The sequence below is a fragment of the Streptomyces sp. NPDC004629 genome, from assembly GCF_042873595.1.
Taxonomy (GTDB): domain Bacteria; phylum Actinomycetota; class Actinomycetes; order Streptomycetales; family Streptomycetaceae; genus Streptomyces.
Genome location: NZ_JBIALO010000014.1, coordinates 13,952 through 32,731 on the forward strand (window position 1 = coordinate 13,952; position 18,780 = coordinate 32,731).

At 71.4% G+C, this 18,780-nt stretch carries 17 protein-coding genes; 7 read left to right on the forward strand and 10 right to left on the reverse strand.

Features of this window, described 5'->3' with window-relative positions; genetic code table 11:
* Positions 1–416: 416 nt before the first annotated feature.
* Positions 417–1,997 carry an FAD-binding oxidoreductase gene (locus tag ACFYTE_RS22090; RefSeq protein ID WP_388712900.1) on the reverse strand — a complete coding sequence of 527 codons (1,581 nt, stop codon included), beginning with the start codon at positions 1,995–1,997 and terminating at the stop codon, positions 417–419.
* A 356-nt stretch (positions 1,998–2,353) separates the two neighbouring features.
* Between ACFYTE_RS22090 and pstS the strand changes: the two genes are divergently transcribed.
* The 4 genes from pstS (at position 2,354) to pstB (ending at position 6,544) form a co-directional block, all read left to right on the forward strand.
* Positions 2,354–3,487, forward strand: coding sequence for a phosphate ABC transporter substrate-binding protein PstS (gene pstS / locus ACFYTE_RS22095; RefSeq protein WP_388712903.1), 1,134 nt, complete (start codon positions 2,354–2,356; stop codon positions 3,485–3,487).
* A gap of 137 nt (positions 3,488–3,624) precedes the next feature.
* The gene (pstC, locus tag ACFYTE_RS22100; RefSeq protein WP_388712906.1) at positions 3,625–4,635 is read left to right on the forward strand and encodes a phosphate ABC transporter permease subunit PstC; all 1,011 of its coding nucleotides are present in this window, start codon (positions 3,625–3,627) and stop codon (positions 4,633–4,635) included.
* Positions 4,632–5,693, forward strand: coding sequence for a phosphate ABC transporter permease PstA (pstA, locus tag ACFYTE_RS22105; RefSeq protein WP_388712909.1), 1,062 nt, complete (start codon positions 4,632–4,634; stop codon positions 5,691–5,693). The genes pstC and pstA overlap by 4 nt, the downstream gene beginning before the upstream one ends.
* 74 nt (positions 5,694–5,767) lie before the next feature.
* A complete protein-coding gene (gene pstB / locus ACFYTE_RS22110; RefSeq protein WP_388712912.1) occupies positions 5,768–6,544 on the forward strand; it encodes a phosphate ABC transporter ATP-binding protein PstB in 777 nt (258 codons plus the stop codon).
* 109 nt (positions 6,545–6,653) lie between these two features.
* Here the strand turns inward: pstB and ACFYTE_RS22115 are convergent, their stop codons facing one another.
* Positions 6,654–7,652 carry an anion permease gene (locus tag ACFYTE_RS22115; protein WP_388712915.1) on the reverse strand — a complete coding sequence of 333 codons (999 nt, stop codon included), beginning with the start codon at positions 7,650–7,652 and terminating at the stop codon, positions 6,654–6,656.
* Positions 7,653–7,659: 7 nt separating this feature from the next.
* On the reverse strand, positions 7,660–8,280 hold the full coding sequence (locus ACFYTE_RS22120; RefSeq protein ID WP_351734678.1) for a DUF47 family protein: 621 nt from the start codon (positions 8,278–8,280) through the stop codon (positions 7,660–7,662).
* A 188-nt stretch (positions 8,281–8,468) separates the two neighbouring features.
* Here ACFYTE_RS22120 and ACFYTE_RS22125 point away from each other — a divergent pair, with 188 nt between their 5' ends.
* From ACFYTE_RS22125 to ACFYTE_RS22135, 3 genes are all read left to right on the forward strand, one after another.
* On the forward strand, positions 8,469–8,819 hold the full coding sequence (locus ACFYTE_RS22125; RefSeq protein ID WP_388712917.1) for a metal-sensitive transcriptional regulator: 351 nt from the start codon (positions 8,469–8,471) through the stop codon (positions 8,817–8,819).
* 992 nt (positions 8,820–9,811) lie between these two features.
* On the forward strand, positions 9,812–10,675 hold the full coding sequence (locus ACFYTE_RS22130; RefSeq protein WP_388712919.1) for a hypothetical protein: 864 nt from the start codon (positions 9,812–9,814) through the stop codon (positions 10,673–10,675).
* 78 nt (positions 10,676–10,753) lie between these two features.
* Entirely contained in the window at positions 10,754–10,924 is a 171-nt protein-coding gene (locus ACFYTE_RS22135) for a hypothetical protein (RefSeq protein WP_388712922.1), read from the forward strand.
* 24 nt (positions 10,925–10,948) lie between these two features.
* On the opposite strand, the gene ACFYTE_RS22140 is transcribed toward ACFYTE_RS22135, so the two are convergent.
* The 7 genes from ACFYTE_RS22140 to mshD all read right to left on the reverse strand — a co-directional run bounded on the left by ACFYTE_RS22140 (position 10,949) and on the right by mshD (position 18,752).
* A complete protein-coding gene (locus tag ACFYTE_RS22140) occupies positions 10,949–11,383 on the reverse strand; it encodes an NUDIX hydrolase (RefSeq protein ID WP_388712925.1) in 435 nt (144 codons plus the stop codon).
* Positions 11,384–11,499: 116 nt separating this feature from the next.
* Positions 11,500–12,564, reverse strand: a complete 1,065-nt coding sequence (locus ACFYTE_RS22145) for a CHAD domain-containing protein (RefSeq protein WP_388712928.1) — start codon at positions 12,562–12,564, stop codon at positions 11,500–11,502.
* Positions 12,545–14,950, reverse strand: coding sequence for an RNA degradosome polyphosphate kinase (locus ACFYTE_RS22150; protein ID WP_388712931.1), 2,406 nt, complete (start codon positions 14,948–14,950; stop codon positions 12,545–12,547). Before ACFYTE_RS22150 ends, ACFYTE_RS22145 begins: the two co-directional genes overlap by 20 nt.
* Before the next feature lie 279 nt (positions 14,951–15,229).
* Positions 15,230–16,297, reverse strand: a complete 1,068-nt coding sequence (locus ACFYTE_RS22155) for an ABC transporter permease (RefSeq protein ID WP_388712934.1) — start codon at positions 16,295–16,297, stop codon at positions 15,230–15,232.
* The gene (locus ACFYTE_RS22160; RefSeq protein ID WP_388712937.1) at positions 16,294–17,229 is read right to left on the reverse strand and encodes an ABC transporter ATP-binding protein; all 936 of its coding nucleotides are present in this window, start codon (positions 17,227–17,229) and stop codon (positions 16,294–16,296) included. The genes ACFYTE_RS22155 and ACFYTE_RS22160 overlap by 4 nt, the downstream gene beginning before the upstream one ends.
* On the reverse strand, positions 17,226–17,672 hold the full coding sequence (locus ACFYTE_RS22165; protein ID WP_388713423.1) for a GntR family transcriptional regulator: 447 nt from the start codon (positions 17,670–17,672) through the stop codon (positions 17,226–17,228). Before ACFYTE_RS22165 ends, ACFYTE_RS22160 begins: the two co-directional genes overlap by 4 nt.
* A gap of 153 nt (positions 17,673–17,825) precedes the next feature.
* Entirely contained in the window at positions 17,826–18,752 is a 927-nt protein-coding gene (mshD, locus tag ACFYTE_RS22170) for a mycothiol synthase (RefSeq protein WP_388712940.1), read from the reverse strand.
* Between the last annotated feature and the right edge of the window lie 28 nt (positions 18,753–18,780).

Genomic DNA, 18,780 nt, shown 5'->3' on the forward strand with positions numbered 1-18,780 from the left:
CGGGTCCGCCGATGTCCGCCGCGCTGCCCGCCCTGACCTTGGTGCGCGCCCCCGCGCGCCAAGGGAAGAGCCCGCCGCGGCCGGACTGGCGCCCCTCGCCCGTGACCCGGGCACCGGCGTGGAGACCGCGGACGCCTTCGCTGGGCTGCGCCGCTGTGACCGTGACCGCCACCACGCTCCGGGCCGGCCCGGCGCGGTCCGGCGCGTCCAGGGGGTGGACCGCTCAAAGTCGGAAGCGGTCGGGCAGGCGCCCGGAGGCGGTCTGTCTCAGCCCGTCGGGGGTCGGTCCCGATCCATGAGGCGGCCTGCCCCGACTCGCAGTGGTACGGGGGTCATGCGGAGGTGGGCCGTCTCAGCCGGGAGGCGTCTGCCGGGTATCCGCGGTCTGGTGCGGGGTGGGGCCGGCGGGGGCGGGTTTACAGGGACTGTGGGTAGGTGAAGGAGTGGTTTGGGTCGTACTGGTTCTTCAGTTGGGTCAGGCGGGCCGCGGCGTCGCCGTAGTACGCCGTGCGCCAGTTCGTCAGGGTCGGGTCCGTGTAGTTCTGGTAGGCCGCGCCGGAGGCGTACGGCTTCATCGCGCCGTGCGCCTCGGTCAGCCAGGACTGTGCGGTGGCCCCCGACGTGCCCGCCCGCCAGGACGCGATGTACTGGGCCAGCATCCGGGAGCGGCGGTGCACGAAGGCCGTCGCGGTGGGGGAGACGCGGTTGACCGCGCCGCCGAGTGCGGTCAGGGCGATGCTGCCCGAGCCGCCGCGGGCGGCCTGGATCTGGTTCAGGAGCGTCTGGACGCCGGCCGCAGAGAGCGAACGGTCGAAGAAGTCGGAGCGGGCGGCGTACGTTTCGCGGCCCAGGGCGCCCTGCGGGGAGCGGCCCGGGGTGGAGCCGGGCAGATGACACTGGGCCGCCGCGGCGAAGGACGAGCAGCCCGCGTAGACCTCCATCGCCTCCGCGTAGCCACGGCGGCGCAGGGACACGCTCGACGCGCTCGCGCCCACGGTGGCGGCCAGGCGGTCCACCGCGTTCTGGAGTTCGCCGTATGTGCCGAGGGAGAAGACGGACAGGGACACGGTGGGGGCGGCGCCGGCCGCGCGCTCCAGGTGCAGGGCCGACCAGATCTCGTCGGGCTGGTCGGGGCCCCACTCCTGCCAGGCCCTGATCAGGGCGGCCGCCCTGGCCCACGGCCAGGTCAGATATCCGGCCACGGCCTGCGGCGCGGGGTGGGTGGCGAAGCGCAGCTCGGTGACGACGCCGAAGTTGCCGTTGCCGGCGCCGCGCAGGGCCCAGAACAGGTCCTGGTTGGTCCGTGCGTCGGTGGTGAGTTGCTTGCCGTCGGCGGTGATCAGGGTGGCCCCGGTCAGGCTGTCGCAGGTCAGGCCGTAGGCGCGGGAGACGACTCCGTGGCCGCCGCCGAGGACGAGGCCGGAGACGCCGACCGTGGGGCAGGAACCCGCGGGTATCGTCGCGCCCTTGGCGGTCAGCGCGCGGTAGACGTCGATCAGTTTGGCGCCGGCGCCGACGACGGCCTGTCCGCCGCTGACCCGGATCCGGTTCAGCCGTGAGACGTCGATGACGAGGCGGCCGTTCCCGGACGACCAGCCCGCGTAGGAGTGGCCGCCGTTGCGTATCGCCACGCGCAGGCCGTGCGCTCCGGCGTACGCCAGGGTGGTCCGGATGTCGTCGGGGTGGGCGACATAGGCCACCGCCGCGGGCTTCAGGCCGTCGAAGCGGGTGTTGTAGAGGAGGCGGGCGGTGTTCCAGGCCGCGTCGCCTGGGCGGACCAGTTGCCCGTCGAGGTCGCGGGCGAGGGCGCGCCAGTCGGCGGCGGCCGTCGCGCTGGTGGTCCTCAGGGGCATGCGGGAGGATGTGGAGCCGAGGGGCGCGCCGGGCGCGCTCGTCGAAGAACCGGCGGAGGAACCACCGCCGCCGGAGCAGCCCGCCGCCACGGCGGCCGTTGCCAGTGCCGCCGCGCCGTGTGAGATGAACGAACGCCGTTCCATGCCCGTGCCCTTCGTACGGCTTTCGTGGATCGAGACGGGGTGTCGGCTCGATGGGTTCCACGGCCGTCGAATATGTGTGCTGGGTGCACGTTACTCGCGCCGTCAAGCGGCTGTGTGGACCGCCTTTGCTCGCGCGGTCGCCGGGACCTCGACGTGCTCTCCCCGTAAGCATTCCGTGACCTAACCGGGCTGATGGCAGGGGTTCACCCTCCGTTCACCGTTGGCCATCGGCGGCTTCACCTGTTCTGCCTAATTTCGGCCGTACCCGGTGCGGTGTGCGGCACAAGAGCGCAGACGCACCACGACGACTACGCGCGCCGCCGACGGTGGCGGCTCCTTGGAAGGAACTCCCGAAAGTGAAGCTTCAGCGCAAGAACCGGCTGCGCGCCCTTTCCCTCGGTGCTGTCGCCGTCTCCGGCGCCCTGGCCCTCACGGCGTGCGGCTCGGACGACACCGGCGACAAGGCCAGCGACTCCTCCTCCTCTTCCTCGTCGGCCGGCACCAGCTCCATCAAGTGCGACGACGCCAAGGGCCAGCTGCTGTCGGACGGCTCCTCCGCGCAGAAGAACGCGATCGACGCCTGGGTGGCCGAGTTCTCCAAGGCCTGCGGCGTGCAGATCAACTACAAGGCCGGCGGCTCCGGTGCCGGTGTCACCGCCTTCAACCAGGGCCAGCTGGCCTTCGCCGGTTCCGACTCGGCGCTGAAGCCCGAGGAGATCACGGCCTCCAAGAAGGTCTGCACCGGCGGCCAGGGCGTCGACCTCCCGATGGTCGGCGGCCCGATCGCGGTCGGCTACAACCTGGAGGGCGTGGACACCCTGGTCCTGGACGCCCCGACCCTGGCCAAGATCTTCGACGGCAAGATCGCCAAGTGGAACGACGCGGCCATCAAGAAGCTGAACCCCGACGCGAAGCTCCCCGACCTCAAGATCCAGGCGTACCACCGCTCGGACGAGTCCGGCACCACGGACAACTTCACCAAGTACCTGAAGGCCGCCACCCCGGAGAACTGGAAGTACGAGGGCGGTAAGGCCTGGCAGGCCAAGGGTGGCCAGGCCGCCGCCCAGTCCTCGGGTGTGGCCGCCGGTGTCAAGCAGACCAACGGCGCCATCGGCTACTTCGAGCTGTCCTACGTCGCCGACGGCATGAAGGCCGTCAGCATCGACACGGGTGCCAGCGCGCCGGTCGCCCCGAGCAGCGACGCCGCCTCCAAGGCGATCGCCGACGCCAAGGTCGTGGGCACGGGCCAGGACCTGGCGCTCGAACTGAACTACGCGACCAAGGCCGAGGGCGCCTACCCGATCACCCTCGTCACCTACGAGATCGTCTGTGACAAGGGCAACAAGGCGGACTCCCTGCCCGCCACCAAGGCGTTCCTCAACTACATCGCCTCCGAGGAGGGCCAGGGCAAGCTCGCCGACCTCGGCTACGCCCCCATCCCCGCCGACATCATCTCCAAGGTCCGCACCACCATCTCGGGCCTGAGCTGAACTGAGAGTGCGGTCCGGTCCCGGGTCTGATCCGGGACCGGGCCGCACCGTCCGGTGCACCGCCGCCATGAGCCGTGCGAGGCGTACGGCTTCGCAGAGCCGTACCTCCCATGCGGCTCCGCAGACCGGAGAACCTGATGGACATAACGACACACAACACAACAGACGCCCCTCCCCCCACCCCACAGCCGACCGAGGTCGAGCGGAAGCGCGCCGCCCGTGGCGCCACCCGGCCCGGGGACCGGATCTTCCTCGGCCTCTCCCGTGGGTCGGGCATCCTGCTGCTGGTGATCATGGCCGCGATCGCGGTCTTCCTCACCTATCGGGCCGCCCTCGCCATCAGCAAGGACCACGGCAACTTCCTGACCACCTTCGAGTGGAACACCGGCATCCAGCCACCGTCCTTCGGTATTGCCGTCCTGGCCTACGGCACGGTGATCTCCTCGATCATCGCCATGGTCATCGCGGTCCCGATCGCGGTCGCGATCGCGCTGTTCCTCACCCACTACGCCCCGCGCCGGCTGAGCGGCCCGATCGCCTATGTGATCGACCTGCTCGCCGCCGTGCCCTCCATCGTCTACGGCCTGTGGGGCGCGCTGGTGCTCGTACCGCACCTGAACGGCCTGTTCGGCTGGCTGAACGACTACCTCGGCTGGACCGGCATCTTCTCCTGGGACGAGGGCGCCCCGCGCTCGATGCTCACCGTCGGCATCCTGCTCGCGATCATGATCCTGCCGGTCATCACCAACGTGAGCCGCGAGGTCTTCCGCCAGGTCCCGCAGATGCACGAGGAGGCCGCCCTGGCCCTCGGCGCCACGCGCTGGGAGGTCGTCCGGATGGCGGTCCTGCCCTTCGGCCGCTCCGGTGTGATCTCCGCCTCGATGCTCGGCCTCGGCCGCGCGCTCGGCGAGACGATGGCCGTCGCGACCGTGCTCTCCCCGGACTTCCTCATCCACGCCAGCCTGCTCAACACGGGCGGCGGCACCTTCGCCCAGAACATCGCCAGCAAGTTCGGCGAGGCGGACGAGTTCGGCCGTGACGCGCTGATCGCCTCCGGTCTGGTCCTGTTCGTCATCACCCTGCTGGTCAACGGCGCCGCCCGCATGATCATCGCGCGCCGTGCGGAGTACTCGGGGGCCAACGCATGAGCAACGCCGCCATCGCCGACAAGCGCCCCAGCGCCCTGCGCGGCGCCAGCCTGCCGAAGTGGTCGCCGTGGGCGATCGCCGCCGGCTCGGTGGCCGTGGCCATCGGCATCTGCCTGGCCGCCGGCTTCGACAGCAAGATCCAGTGGGGTCTGCTGTCCGGGCTGATCTTCCTCGTCGCCACCTACGGCATCGCCGCCCGCGTCGAGGGCCGCCGCCAGGCCAAGGACCGCATCGCGACCGGCCTGGTCTGGGTCGCCTTCCTGTTCGCCCTCGTGCCGCTGGTCTCCCTGGTGTGGACGACCGTCTCGCGCGGCGTGAAGGTCCTCGACGTCTACTTCCTCACCCACTCGATGGGCATCGTCGCCGACGCCCAGCCGGGCGGCGGCGTCTACCACGCCATCATCGGCAGCCTGGAGCAGGTCGGCCTCGCCACGATCATCGCCGCGCCGATCGGCATCCTCACCGCGGTCTACCTCGTCGAGTACGGCCGCGGCAAGCTCGCCCGGGCCGTCACCTTCTTCGTGGACGTGATGACCGGTGTCCCGTCGATCGTCGCGGGTCTGTTCATCCTCAGCCTCATGCTGATCTTCGAGATGGAGCCGTTCGGCTTCGCCGGCTCGCTGGCCCTGGCCATCCTGATGATGCCGGTGGTCGTGCGCTCCACGGAGGAGATGCTCAAGCTCGTCCCGAACGAGTTGCGCGAGGCGTCCCTCGCGCTCGGCATCCCGAAGTGGCGCACCATCCTGAAGGTGGTCCTGCCGACCTCGATCGGCGGCATCACGACCGGCGTCATGCTGGCGATCGCCCGTATCGCCGGTGAGACCGCGCCCGTGCTGCTGCTGGTGTTCGGCAACCGGTACATCAACAACAACCCGTTCGAGGGTGCGCAGCAGTCGCTGCCGCTGTACATCTACCAGCAGTACGCGCAGAGCGCCGGCGCGAACGCGGCGTACGACCGGGCCTGGGCGGCCTCGCTCACGCTGATCGCCTTCGTGATGATCCTCAACCTCGTGGCCCGTGGCATCGCCCGCTGGAAGGCCCCGAAGTCCGGTCGCTGAGGCGACTATCTCCGGCTCCGCCGGGTGGGGCCATACAGCGACCAGACTCCCCCTCGAAAGAAGCAGTGATTTCCATGGCCAAGCGAATTGACGTCAGCGGCCTCAGCGCCTACTACGGATCCTTCCGGGCCATCGAGGACATCTCGATGACCATCGAGCCCCGTACCGTCACGGCCTTCATCGGCCCGTCCGGCTGCGGCAAGTCCACCTTCCTGCGCACCCTCAACCGGATGCACGAGGTGACGGCCGGCGGCCGGGTCGAGGGCAAGGTCATGCTCGACGACGAGAACCTGTACGGCGCCGGGGTCGACCCGGTGGCCGTGCGGCGCGAGGTCGGCATGGTCTTCCAGCGCCCGAACCCGTTCCCCACGATGTCCGTGTTCGAGAATGTCGCGGCGGGCCTGCGGCTGAGCGGCTCGTACAAGAAGAGCGAGCTGGAGGACGTCGTCGAGAAGTCGCTCCGCGGCGCGAACCTCTGGAACGAGGTGAAGGACCGCCTGAACAAGCCCGGTTCCGGTCTCTCCGGCGGTCAGCAGCAGCGTCTGTGCATCGCCCGCGCCATCGCGGTGGAGCCGAAGGTGCTGCTCATGGACGAGCCCTGCTCGGCCCTCGACCCCATCTCGACCCTCGCGATCGAGGACCTGATCGGCGAGCTGAAGGACCGCTTCACGATCGTCATCGTGACGCACAACATGCAGCAGGCGGCCCGGGTCTCCGACCGTACGGCGTTCTTCAACCTCGCGGCGGTCGGGCAGCCCGGCAAGCTGATCGAGATCGACGACACCGAGCGCATCTTCTCCAACCCGTCGGTGCAGGCGACGGAGGACTACATCTCCGGGCGCTTCGGCTAGGCCCGACGCCGCAAGAACCCCTCGCGGTGCTGCATGGCGGTGCCACCGCGGGGACGAGAAGGGCCCGCCCCCGGCTCCCGGGGGCGGGCCCGCTCGTCGTTCCCGGCGGCTACAGGAACGCCAGGTCCAGGACGCCGAACACCGCCGCCGCGACCAGGGCGGCCGCCGGCATCGTGATGAACCAGCCGAGGACGATGTTCTTCGCCACGCCCCAGCGGACCGCGTTGACGCGCTTGGTCGCGCCGACGCCCATGATGGCCGAGGTGATGACGTGGGTCGTGGAGATCGGCGCCTTGAACAGGAACGCCGTGGTGAACATGATGGCCGCGCCGGTGGTCTCGGCCGCGAAGCCCTGCGGCGGATCCAACTCGATGATCTTGCGGCCGAGGGTGCGCATGATGCGCCAGCCGCCCGCGTAGGTGCCGAGCGACAGCATCACGGCACACACGATCTTGACCCATACCGGGATCGGGTCGCCATAGGTCTCATGGCCGGAAATCACCAGTGCCATCACCACGACACCCATGGTCTTCTGGGCGTCCTGGAGGCCGTGTCCGAGCGCCATGCCGGCCGCCGACACGGTCTGGGCTATGCGGAAACCCCGCTTGGCCTTGTGCGGGTTGGCCCGCCGGAAGATCCACATGATGGCCGTCATCACCAGGTAGCCGACGATCAGACCGACCACCGGCGACACGAACATCGGGATGATGACCTTGTCGACCACGCCGTTCCAGAACACCGTGGTGCCGCCCGCGAGCGCCGCCCCCACCAGGCCGCCGAACAGGGCGTGCGAGGACGAGGACGGCAGGCCGAAGTACCAGGTGATGAGGTTCCAGGTGATGGCCCCGAGGAGCCCCGCGCACAGGATGCCCATCCCCTGCGAGCCCTCGGGCGTCTCGATCAGGCCCTCGCTGACGGTCTTGGCGACCCCGCTGCCCAGGAAGGCACCGGCGAGGTTCATCACGGCGGCCATCGCCAGCGCGGCCCGCGGGGTCAGCGCCCGCGTCGACACCGAGGTGGCGATCGCGTTCGCGGAGTCGTGGAATCCGTTCGTATACGTGAAAAAAAGCGCGACCGCGATGGTCACGACCAGGGCGAAGGTGTCCATCGACGCCTCAGGACTCCTTGACGGCGATGGTCTCCACCGTGTTCGCCACGTGCTCGAACGCGTCCGCCGCCTCTTCCAGCACGTCCACGATCTGCTTGAGCTTCAGGACCTCGATCGCGTCGTACTTGCCGTTGAAGAGGTGCGCGAGGAGCTTCCGGTGGATCTGGTCCGCCTGGTTCTCCAGGCGGTTCACCTCGATCCAGTATTCGGTGAGGTTGTCCATGGTGCGCAGGCTCGGCATCGCCTCGGCCGTCAGCTCCGCCGCCCGGGCCAGCACCTCGATCTGCTGCTCGACGCCCTTCGGCAGTTCTTCGACGTTGTAGAGGACGACCAGGTCGACGGCCTCCTCCATGAAGTCCATGATGTCGTCGAGGGACGACGCGAGAGAGTAGATGTCCTCGCGGTCGAAGGGCGTGATGAACGAGGAGTTCAACTGGTGGAAGATCGCATGCGTGGCGTCGTCACCTGCGTGTTCGGCGGCCCTCATACGCTCTGCGATCTCGGCCCGGGCGGGTGCGTCCGCCCCGAGCAGTTCCATCAGGAGTTTCGAGCCGGTGACGATGTTGTCCGCGGATGCGGCGAACATGTCGTAGAAGCTCGTCTCCCTGGGGGTCAGACGAAAGCGCACTTGGGGTCCTCGGTCTGCATTGGTTTCGGTCAGCCTGATGCTAAGCGCATCATCCGGCCACGGCTAAGGGGCCGCCCCCCAGTGTCGCCCATCAGACAAAATGATCAGCACGGGGGCGTACCAAGGGCCCTATACCCAGCAAAGTTCGTTACGATATACCCGCTAGGGGTATGTGTCTGGAGGACGCGATGACGACCACCGAGGCCGGCGCGACGGCGCCCTCCGAGAGCGCGCTCGGGGGCACCGGCGAGAATGTGACGCACGGGTACCACAAGCAGAAGGACGAGCACCTCAAGCGGCTGCGCCGCATCGAGGGGCAGATCCGAGGGCTGCAGCGGATGGTCGACGAGGACGTCTACTGCATCGACATACTCACGCAGGTGTCGGCCTCCACGAAGGCCCTGCAGTCCTTCGCGCTGCAACTGCTGGAGGAGCACCTGCGGCACTGCGTCGCCGACGCGGCCGTCAAGGGTGGCAGCGAGATCGACGCGAAGGTGGAGGAGGCGACGAAGGCAATCGGCCGCCTACTGCGCACCTGAGCCTGCCGCTGCCCTCCGCATCCGCCCCACTCCACCACAACCGCTCGCGAGACCCGGCTGCGCCCCCAGCCCGGCTGGGGCCGATCCCCTCCTCTGCCGGGCTGCCGCCGGTCGCTCGGCCCCCGGCCCGGCTGCCGCCGGTCTCTGGCGCCTCCGACCGGTCGGCGCCGGCCACCTCTTTTGCCAGGCCGCCGCTGTCCGGTCGCGCTTTTGTCGGACTGGCGCCGGTCGCTCGGCCATCCCGGCCCGGCTGCCGCCGGTTGCTGGCCGCCGGGCCCGGTTGGCGTCGGTCGCGCGTGCCTCCGTTGGGCCGGTGTCGGCCGCCCCGGCTCGGCTGGCGCTGGGCACGCGTGTCTGTGCCAGTTGGTGCCGGTCGCCGGCGGCTCTGCCGGGCTGGCGCCGGTCGCTCGGGCGCCCCGACCTGATTGGCGCCGGATCGTCCGCGTCTCTGTCCGGCCGGTGTCGGTTGCCTCCTTTGCCGGGCTGTCGCTGCTCGGTGGCGCCTCTGTCGGGCTGGCGCCCTGGGCCCGGTTGGCGTCGGTCGCCCGTGCCTCCGTTGGGCCGGTGTCGGCCGCCCCGGCTCGGCTGGCGCTGGGCACGCGTGTCTCTGCCCAGTTGGTGCCGGTTGCTCGGGCACCCCGGTCCGGCTGGTGTCGGTCGGTCGTTCCTCGGGGTGGTTTCAGGGGATTGCTGAGTGGGCCGCTGCGTCTGCGCGGGCCTGGCTTCTTGCTCGGCGGGCCGGTCCGCGCCAGCCGCAGGTGCAGCGGGCCACGCAGAAGCTGCCCTGCTCATCGGTCATCGTGCGGTGTTGCTGTCCCTCGCGGGCCCGCTCCGGCCCGTCCTGCTGCGCCACTCCGACAACGTTACCGAGCCCGCGGGCAACAGGACCCCGTGGGCTCGCCCACCCGCCGACACGCGTGACGGCACCCCCTACCCGTCGTTAACCGGAACGACAGGGGGCCCGTGACGGACGTACCGGGGGTAGGCAGGCGATGGATCGGCGGCAGCACAGGAAGGCGGGCGGCACGGTCGTCGCTGTGATCATGCTGGTGGGCTCGGGCGCGTGTGCCACGGGCTGCGCCGGCAGCGGCGTCGCCGCCGACGCGCGCGGCCCGGCCGATCCGGTCACCACCCTGCGCCGCGCCGCCGACGACCTGCGCGCCGCGGGCAGCTCCCGGGCGGGCACGTCGATGGAGATGGCGACCGGCGGCACCCGGGTCACCATCCGCGGCGAAGGCGTCTACGACTACCGTCGGCAGCTCGGGCAGCTCACGGTCGTGCTGCCGCAGGACCCGACGGGAGCCACCGAGCACCGGCCGATCACCGAACTCCTCGCGCCGGGCGCGCTCTACATGAAGAACCGGGGTGCCGGGGTGCCCGTCGACAAATGGGTACGGGTCGACACGGCGACCCTCTCCGACGGCAACCTGGTGACGGGCGGCGCGACCGACCCGTACGCCGCCGCGGAGCTGCTGCGCGGCACGCGGACGGCGAGGTACGCGGGCCGGACCGAGGTGGGCGGCATCGCGGTGCGGCACTACCGGGGCACCGCCGACCTCGCCGCAGCGGCCCGGGCGGCCTCGGCGGGCAACCGGGCAGCCCTCGCGGCGGCGGCCAAGGGGTTCGCGACGGCCGAGGTCCCCTTCGACGCCTACCTCGACGACCAGGGCCGCATCCGCAAGCTCAGGCAGCGGTTCAGCTTCGTCAACGGCCAGCAGCAGACCCCCGTCGCGGTCGCCTCGACGACGCTGTTGTACGACTTCGGCACCGACGTGGACGTGCGACTGCCGCGCCCGAAGGACATCTACGCGGGCCGGATCGCGGAGGACCAGCCGGTGGATCACCCCGGGGAATAGCCCGTCCGTGCCATGCGCGATGTGTAGACCACTGCCTACCCTAGGAAGTCGGTGACGGCAGAGACGAGGTGATGCAGCGTGGCTCCGGGCGGCGGTACGGCGGTGCAGGACCACGTGGCCCTCGCCGAGATCGAACTGTGCGGCGAGCTGATCATCGCGGCGTCGGCGGCCGACGAGGACCGGCTCAGCCTGGAGAGCATCGACGCGATCCTGAGGGTGGCCGAAGAACGCAAGACCCCCACGGGCTGACCCGGAAGGGCTCGCCCGGGGGCGTCAGCTTGACGGGCGCAGGTGTTCGAACCGGCGGACCAGGGTGTCGACGAGGTCCCGGTCGCGTGGCTGGGTGAGACGGGCGCGGGCCGCGGCGGGGGAGAGCCACAGGATGCGGTCCACCTCGTGGTTGGGCGCGAAGCGGCCCGCGGCGGCCTCGGCCGCCCAGTAACGCACCTGTTTCGGGCGGCCGTTGGCCGGATAGCGCAGGGTGGGCAGCTCCCCACCGGGGGCGGCGGCGTACCCGGTCTCCTCCGTCACCTCCCGCAGGGCGCCGGCCAGTGCCTCCTCGCCGCGCTTCAGCTTGCCCTTCGGGTGGGACCAGTCGTCGTACTTCGGCCGGTGGACGAGGCAGATCTCCACCTGGCCGTCGACGGGAGAGCGGCGCCACAGGACGCAGCCGGCCGCCTGGACGGTGGTGTCATTCGTGCTGGTCACCGGTTGGTCACCCTCCTGGTCCGTGAGGCTCCTTCGGATTCGGGGTCACATTCCGGGTCGGAGCCGGGTTCGGCTTCGGGGTCGTGTCATGGCGTTTCGGGGCCGTCGGCGGCCGGTCAGGGCGCGCTGACCGGCTGCTTCTGCCAGGACTGCTGGAACTCGAACCGTGCGGCCTCCACCTCGTGCCGCTGGTCGGCGTGGAGCACGCCGAGCGCGTACGCCGTCGCGGGCGCGATGCGCGGGGTGCGGGCCGCCTGCGCCGCCGCTCCGGCCGCCTCCGCCGCGTCCCGGTGCCGGTCGAGCGCCCGGCCCGCCGTGAGCAGCCGCAGCTCGGCCGGGGGCGTGCCGAGCCCGCCGCCGCACAGCACCTCACGGGCGTAGCGGTGCAGCCGCAGCAGCAGGCGCACCTGGTGCCAGGGGCCGTCCTGCGGGTGCGGGGTGGGCTCCGGGGACAGCCCGTGGACCAGTGCCTCCGCGTTGTACGGGTGCCCGGCGGTGACCAGGGGCAGCGCGGCGATGGCGTCCATGAGCCGCTCCTCCGCCGCCGCGGCGGCCGGACGCAGGTCGGTGCTGACCGCGGCCGGGGTCAGCGGAACCTCGCTGGCCAGGACGGCGACCTTGTCGGCGACCGCGTGGAAGCGGGAGGAGCCGAGGGCCTGGAGGGCGGTGGAGTGGGCCCGGGTCCGGGCCAGGGTGAGCTGGCGTTCGAGCAGGGCGCCCGCCTTGGCCGCGCCCACGGTGAGGTTGCCGCGCTCCTGGGCGGCCGGGCCGGCACCGGTGACCGCCGGGCCGGCACCTGCGGTCACCGACTGCGCCGGGAACGGCGTCGAGCCGGACAGCCGGTGCAGCGCGAGCAACAGCCGCTCCAGACGCGCCTCGTACGCGTGCTCCATCCCCAGCGTCCCCGACAGCCAGGCCAGTTCGGGGCGCATCTCCTCCGACCAGTCGGCGTCGAGGAGCGGGCGGAAGGTGTGCAGGCTGCCACTGATGCGACGGGCCGAGCGGCGCAGGGCGCGCGCCGCGTCGACGGACTCTTCCGGGCCGGCGGACGTACCGGTCTCCCGGTGCAGCCGCAGCGCGCGCAGGAACTCCGTGGCCTGGGCGCGCAGGTAGACCGCGAGGGCGTCTCCGGTCGCCGACCCGGCCGTGGGGTCCGTCGGTTCAAGGTGTTGCTGTGCCACGCCGGCGCCTCCGGGCGTCTATGAGCATCTCCTGGACGTTGCGCAGGGGCTGTCCGTCCGCGTCGGTCGCGTACCGGGTCCACTCGCCGTCGGGGCCCAGGTGCCAGGAGGAGGTGGTGTCGGACATGCCGGTGTCGAGCAGCCGGTTGAGGGCCGCCCGGTGGGCCGGGTCGGTGACCCTGACCAGTGCCTCGATCCGGCGGTCGAGGTTGCGGTGCATCATGTCGGCGCTGCCGATCCACACTTCGGGCTCGCCGCCGTTGCCGAAGACGAACACCCGGGAGTGTTCCAGGAAGCGACCGAGGACGGAGTGGACCCGGATGTTCTCCGAAAGGCCCGTGACGCCCGGCCGGAGCGCGCAGATCCCGCGCACCCAGACGTCCACCGGCACGCCCGCCTGGGACGCGCGGTAGAGGGAGTCGATGACCGCCTCGTCCACCATGGAGTTGACCTTGATGCGGATGAGGGCGGGGCGGCCCGCACGGTGGTGCTGGGCCTCCTTGTCGACGCGTGAGACCAGCCCGTCCCGCAGGGACTTGGGCGCGACCAGCAGCCGGCGGTAGGTCTCGCGGCGCGAGTATCCGGAGAGCCGGTTGAACAGGTCGGACAGGTCGGCGCCGACCTGCGGGTCCGCCGTCAGCAGGCCCAGGTCCTCGTAGAGCCGGGCCGTCTTCGGGTGGTAGTTGCCGGTGCCGACGTGGCTGTAGCGGCGCAGCGTCTCGCCTTCCTGGCGCACCACCAGGGACAGCTTGCAGTGCGTCTTCAGGCCGACCAGGCCGTACACGACATGGCAGCCGGCCTCCTCCAGCTTGCGCGCCCACTTGATGTTGGCGTGCTCGTCGAAGCGGGCCTTGATCTCGACCAGGACGAGTACCTGCTTGCCGGACTCGGCGGCGTCGATGAGCGCATCGACTATCGGGGAGTCGCCCGAGGTCCGGTACAGGGTCTGCTTGATGGCGAGGACGTCGGGGTCCTCGGCCGCCTGCTGGAGGAAGGCCTGCACCGACGTCGAGAACGAGTCGTACGGATGGTGCAGCAGTACGTCCCGGCCGCGCAGGGCGGCGAAGATGTCCGGCTCGGAGGCCGATTCGACCTCGGCGAGGTCGCGGTGGGTGCCGGCGACGAACTTCGGGTACTTCAGCTCGGGCCGGTCGAGGCTGTGGATGCGGAACAGCCCGGTGAGGTCCAGGGGGCCGGGCAGCGGATACACCTCCGCCTCGCTGATCTTCAGCTCGCGCACCAGCAGGTCGAGCACCTCGCGGTCGATGGACTCCTCGACCTCCAGGCGCACCGGCGGCCCGAAGCGGCGCCGCATGAGTTCCTTCTCCAGGGCCTGGAGCAGGTTCTCGGCGTCGTCCTCCTCGACCTCCAGGTCCTCGTTGCGGGTCACTCGGAAGGCATGGTGCTCCAGCACCTCCATGCCCGGAAACAGCTCTTCGAGGTGGGCGGCGATGACGTCCTCAAGGGGGACATAGCGGCCGGGGGCCGCCTCCAGGAAGCGGGAGAGCAGTGGCGGCACCTTCACCCGGGCGAAGTGCTTGTGGCCGCTGACCGGGTTGCGCACCACCACGGCCAGGTTCAGGGACAGGCCGGAGATGTACGGGAAGGGGTGCGCCGGGTCGACCGCCAGGGGGGTCAGGACCGGGAAGATCTGGTGCCGGAACAGGGTGAACAGGCGGGCCTGCTCCTTCTCGGCCAGTTCGTTCCAGCGGACCAGGTGGATGCCCTCCTCCGTGAGGGCGGGGGCGACGTCCTCGTGGTAGCAGGCGGCGTGCCGGGCCATCAGCTCGCGGGAGCGGGCCCAGATCATCTCCAGCACCTCGCGGGGCTGGAGGCCGGAGGCGGACCGGGTGGCGACACCCGCCGCGATGCGGCGCTTCAGACCGGCCACCCGGACCATGAAGAACTCGTCCAGGTTGCTGGCGAAGATCGCCAGGAAGTTCGCCCGCTCCAGCAGGGGCGTCTCCGGGTCCTCGGCGAGTTCGAGGACCCGCTCGTTGAACGCGAGCCAGCTGCGCTCCCGGTCGAGGAACCGACCCTGCGGCAACGGGGCGCCGTCGGTCTGCGACTCTTCATACCCGTCGAGATCGGCGTCGAGGTCGGGTTCCAGGTCGGAGACCGTCGCCGCCACGGTGTGCGGGCGGTGCGCGGCTATGGAGCCCACGGAGGGCTGCGCGTTCGCATGGCTGCCGCGGCCCGCAGGGCCCCCACCGAGGGCGGTGGTGGGAGACGGCTGGGCCTCTGCCCGGGTGTTCTGGCTCATGTTCCCATTGTTCCGCGCGACCAGGGAGAAGGGCGCGTCGGAACGTGCGGGAGGGAGTCTCACGGTCCCGTTCTCACCGGACCCATCGGGGGGCGGCGAAGGTTCTGGCGCGGCGGTCTTCATTGGCTGAGCGTCGCAAGCCCGTCTGAATCAACGGTTACGGCGACATGACGTGCGGGATAGCGCGGGGCGGCTCCCCGGCGTCCACGGAGGCCGCGGGCCCGTACGACGGCCAAGGTCCGACGGGGTCGTACCGGCGGTACGGGTGGCGGGCGCGCGGCGCCGGTGCTGTGGGTTCGCCTTCGGGGCGGGAGGTACGGGACGGGCGGCGTGCCGGGGCCCGTGCTGCGCGGCACGCCGTGCCGCGCAGCGGCGTGGTTCAGGCCGTGGCGTCGGGGCCGCTCACGCGGTGGCCCGCTTGGCGGTCCGGCTCCGACGGGGCGCGCGCCGCCCGTCGGCGAGCGGCGGTGTCGCGGTGCGGTGGCGCAGCAGCCAGAACGACGTGGCCGTGCACAGCCCGGCCACGCCCAGGACGAACGCGCCGGTGGTCAGCTGGAGCGGCCAGTAGTGGGAGGCGGGGTGGTACGTGCTGTAGTAGCCGACCGCGCCGAGCCTCTCGAACGCCTTGTCGCAGCCGTCGGACGTGGCCGCGTAGCACTCGGGCTCGGGGATGTGCGCGCCGCCCGCGGTGACCAGGCCGTGGTCGGCCTGGATCCCGGAGTAGAGGTGTCCGTAGCCCTTGTCGAGGCCGGTCACCTCGGTGACGGCCGGCCACAGGTGCGGCATCAGTTGCTGGGCCGTGCCCCACACGCCCGCGGCCAGCGCGAGGCCGAGCAGCAGCGCGGGCAGGGTGCGGCGCCGCAGCAGGCCCGCGAGGACGCCGACGGCGAGTCCGGCCAGGGCGAGGGCGACGGTGGTCGGGCCGTTGGCGTGGAAGGTCCACACGTCGTGCCACGGCTTGCCGGTGTCGACGCGGCCCTGGGCGGCCGACCACGCCCTGCGGTGCAGCACGACCAGCAGGCTCGTGCCCGCGGTGATCGCGACCGCCGGCACGGCCGTGTGCAGGGCCAGCCAGCGGGTGGGGCTGATGCCCTGGGTCCAGGCGAGCTGCGCGGTGCCGGACTCCAGTTCGCGGCCGGTGAGCGCGGCGCCCGCCCAGGCGGCCACCACGAACGGCAGCCCGACCATGCCGGCCGTGAGGTAGTCGTAGGTGGACTTGTGGAGGAGGATCGCGTCCTGGTCGTAGGTGCACCGCGGGGTCATGCCGCAGGCGTTGTACTGCCGCCAGCCCTCCGCCGCCGCATCGGTGAGCGGTCCGGCGAGCCACAGCAGCAGGGCGGAGCCGAGCAGCACCAGCACCGTCCAGACGATGAGCGCGGGCCGGTGCAGGCGCAGCAGCCAGCGGGTCAGCCGGGGGCCGCCGTGGACGGGGCCGGCGCTGGTGGCGGCCGGGGCGGTGAGGGCGGTCACGCGGCGGTCTCCTCGGTCTGTCCGGTCTGCTCGGTCTGCCGTGTCTCCGCCGGGGCGGTGGTGGTCAGGGCGGGGGCCTCGGGGTTGCGCAGATGCGCGAGGATCAGGTCCTCCAGCGTCGGCGGGCCGGTGCGCCAGTCGGCGGGCAGCGGGGCGGCCCGGCGGATCAGGGCGCTCAGCTGGCGGCCGGTGGTCCGGGACTCCACGACGGTGTGCGCGCTCAGGTCGGCGGAAGCGGCGGGCGCGCTCACCCGGGTGTGGGCGGCCAGCAGTTCGTCGATGTCCCCGGCCAGCCGGATCCGGCCGCCGCCGAGCAGCAGCAGATGGTCACAGGAGTCCTCCAGTTCGGCGACCACGTGCGAGGACATCACGATGGTGGTGCCGTGCTGTGCGGACTGCCCCATCAGCACGCCCGTCAGGTCGTGCCGGGCCAGCGGGTCGAGGTCGGCCATCGGCTCGTCCAGGAGCAGCAGTTCGGTCCGCTTGCCGAGGGCCAGGGCGAGGGCGACCCGGGTGTGCTGCCCGCCGGACAGCGACCGCACCCGGGCGTCCGGGTCGAGGCCGCCCGCGGCCACCACCCGCTCGGCGGTGGCTCCGTCCCAGTGGCCGGGGTTGAGGTCGGCGCCCATGCGCAACGTCTCGGCGACGGTGAGCTGCGGATGCAGCGGCTTGTCCTGGGCGACGAAGCCGACCCGGGCGCGGGCCCCTGCCGGGTCCGTGCCGAGGACGGAGAGGCCGCCCTCGGAGGGGACGAGCAGCCCGGCGGCCAGGGCAAGGAGCGTGGACTTGCCCGCGCCATTGGGCCCGACGACGGCGCAGACGCGTCCCGCGGGCAGCCGGAACGCGCAGTCGCGCAGCGCCCATCCTCCTCGCAGGCCGAAGCGCTTGCCGAGCGCGACCGCCTCCATGGCCGCTCCGGTATGGGTCGTCATGACTGTTCTCCCTGGAAGTGCTGCTCGGCGTGGCTATCGGCGTGCTGCTCGGCGTGCTGATCGGCGTCGTACGCGGCGTTCTTGTCGAGTACGGCGGTGAAGAGAGCGGCGATGTCGTCCCGGTCGAGCCCGGCCTCCCGGGCCCGGACCGCCCATGCCTCAAGCTCGGCGCGCAGGGGCGACTCGGCCGGGGCCGAGCCCAGCGTGCGGCGCACGAAGGTGCCGAGCCCGCGCCGCGCCTCGACCAGTCCCTCGCGTTCCAGCTCCCGGTAGGCCTTGAGGACCGTGTTGGGGTTGATGGCGGTGGCCTCGACGACCTCGCGGGCCGTCGGCAGCTGGTCACCGGGCCGCAGCAGGCCCAGCCGGATGGCCTGTTTGGTCTGCTGGACGATCTGCACATAGGTGGCCACGCCGCTGTGCCGTTCGATGCGGTACTCGACCACTCGGACAACCACCCTTTCACTAATTGAGTAGTGGAAAGGTGGTGTAAGGGCACCGCAAAAGTCAAACGCCCAGCTCAAGCGCGCGGAGGCCCGGCCGCACGGCCGGGCCTCACCTCACCTCTGTGTTCCCGCTGTCCTCGTACGTCCCTGTCCTCACGTCTCCGTGCGGTACATGAGGTCGGTCTCGTGTGTCACGAAGCCCAGCCGTTCGTACACCGACACGGCCGCCGTGTTGTCGGCGTCGACGTACAGCATCGCCGTCGGCAGGCCCTGCGCGGCCAGGTGACGCAGGCCGATGGTCGTCAGGGCCTTGCCGAGGCCGCCGCCCTGGGCGCCGGGTGCCACGCCGAGCACATACACCTCGCCCAGCTGCTCCTCCGCGTGCACCTTGGTCCAGTGGAAGCCGACCAGGTGCCCCGCCCGTTCGGCGAGGAAGAAGCCGGCCGGGTCGAACCAGGGCTCGGCCTTGCGGTCGTCCAGGTCGCGCTGGGTCAGTGAGCCCTGCTCGGGATGGTGCGCGAAGGCCGCCGCGTTGACGGCGAGCCAGGCCGCGTCGTCCCGCCCCGGCACGAACGTGCGTACCGTGACGCCCTCCGGCAGCCGCGGCTCGGGCAGCTGGAGTCCGGTCAACGGCCGCCGCATCTGGCGCAGTTCACGGAACAGGGACATCCCAAGGACCTGGGCGAGGTGACGGGCCGCGGCGTGCCCGCCGTGCGCCCACACCCGCAGCCGCTTTCCGGACGCGGCGAGCAGCGCCGAGCCGAGCGCCCGGCCGTGCCCGTGCCCCCGATGCGAGGGGTGCACGACCAGCTCGGCGGCGGGTGCCTCCACCGGGTCGGTGTCCTCCAGCTGGGCATAGCCGACGAGTTCGTCGCCGACGCTGAGCAGCAGATGGGAGACGCCCTCGCGCGCGCCCCCGCGCAGTTGCAACCTGCCCTGCTCGGACACCGCCTGCTGACCGTCGGTTGCGGCGGCAGCCGCGAGCAGTTCCAGGACGCGCTCGGCCTGGTCCGTGGAGAGCGCCGAGCAGGTCTCGACGGAGCGGGAGGGGAAGGGCGGTGCGTCGTCGTCGCTGGTCATGCGTACGAGGGTACGGGGAGCCCGCGGC

What these genes read in the sequence shown, in the direction of transcription:
- ACFYTE_RS22090 (WP_388712900.1), bottom strand. Translation starts at nt 1,997, where the DNA reads ATGGAACGGCGTTCGTTCATCTCACACGGCGCGGCGGCACTGGCAACG.
- pstC (WP_388712906.1), top strand. Translation starts at nt 3,625, where the DNA reads ATGGACATAACGACACACAACACAACAGACGCCCCTCCCCCCACCCCA.
- pstA (WP_388712909.1), top strand. Translation starts at nt 4,632, where the DNA reads ATGAGCAACGCCGCCATCGCCGACAAGCGCCCCAGCGCCCTGCGCGGC.
- pstB (WP_388712912.1), top strand. Translation starts at nt 5,768, where the DNA reads ATGGCCAAGCGAATTGACGTCAGCGGCCTCAGCGCCTACTACGGATCC.
- ACFYTE_RS22115 (WP_388712915.1), bottom strand. Translation starts at nt 7,652, where the DNA reads ATGGACACCTTCGCCCTGGTCGTGACCATCGCGGTCGCGCTTTTTTTC.
- ACFYTE_RS22125 (WP_388712917.1), top strand. Translation starts at nt 8,469, where the DNA reads ATGACGACCACCGAGGCCGGCGCGACGGCGCCCTCCGAGAGCGCGCTC.
- ACFYTE_RS22130 (WP_388712919.1), top strand. Translation starts at nt 9,812, where the DNA reads ATGGATCGGCGGCAGCACAGGAAGGCGGGCGGCACGGTCGTCGCTGTG.
- ACFYTE_RS22150 (WP_388712931.1), bottom strand. Translation starts at nt 14,950, where the DNA reads ATGAAGACCGCCGCGCCAGAACCTTCGCCGCCCCCCGATGGGTCCGGT.
- ACFYTE_RS22160 (WP_388712937.1), bottom strand. Translation starts at nt 17,229, where the DNA reads ATGACGACCCATACCGGAGCGGCCATGGAGGCGGTCGCGCTCGGCAAG.
- mshD (WP_388712940.1), bottom strand. Translation starts at nt 18,752, where the DNA reads ATGACCAGCGACGACGACGCACCGCCCTTCCCCTCCCGCTCCGTCGAG.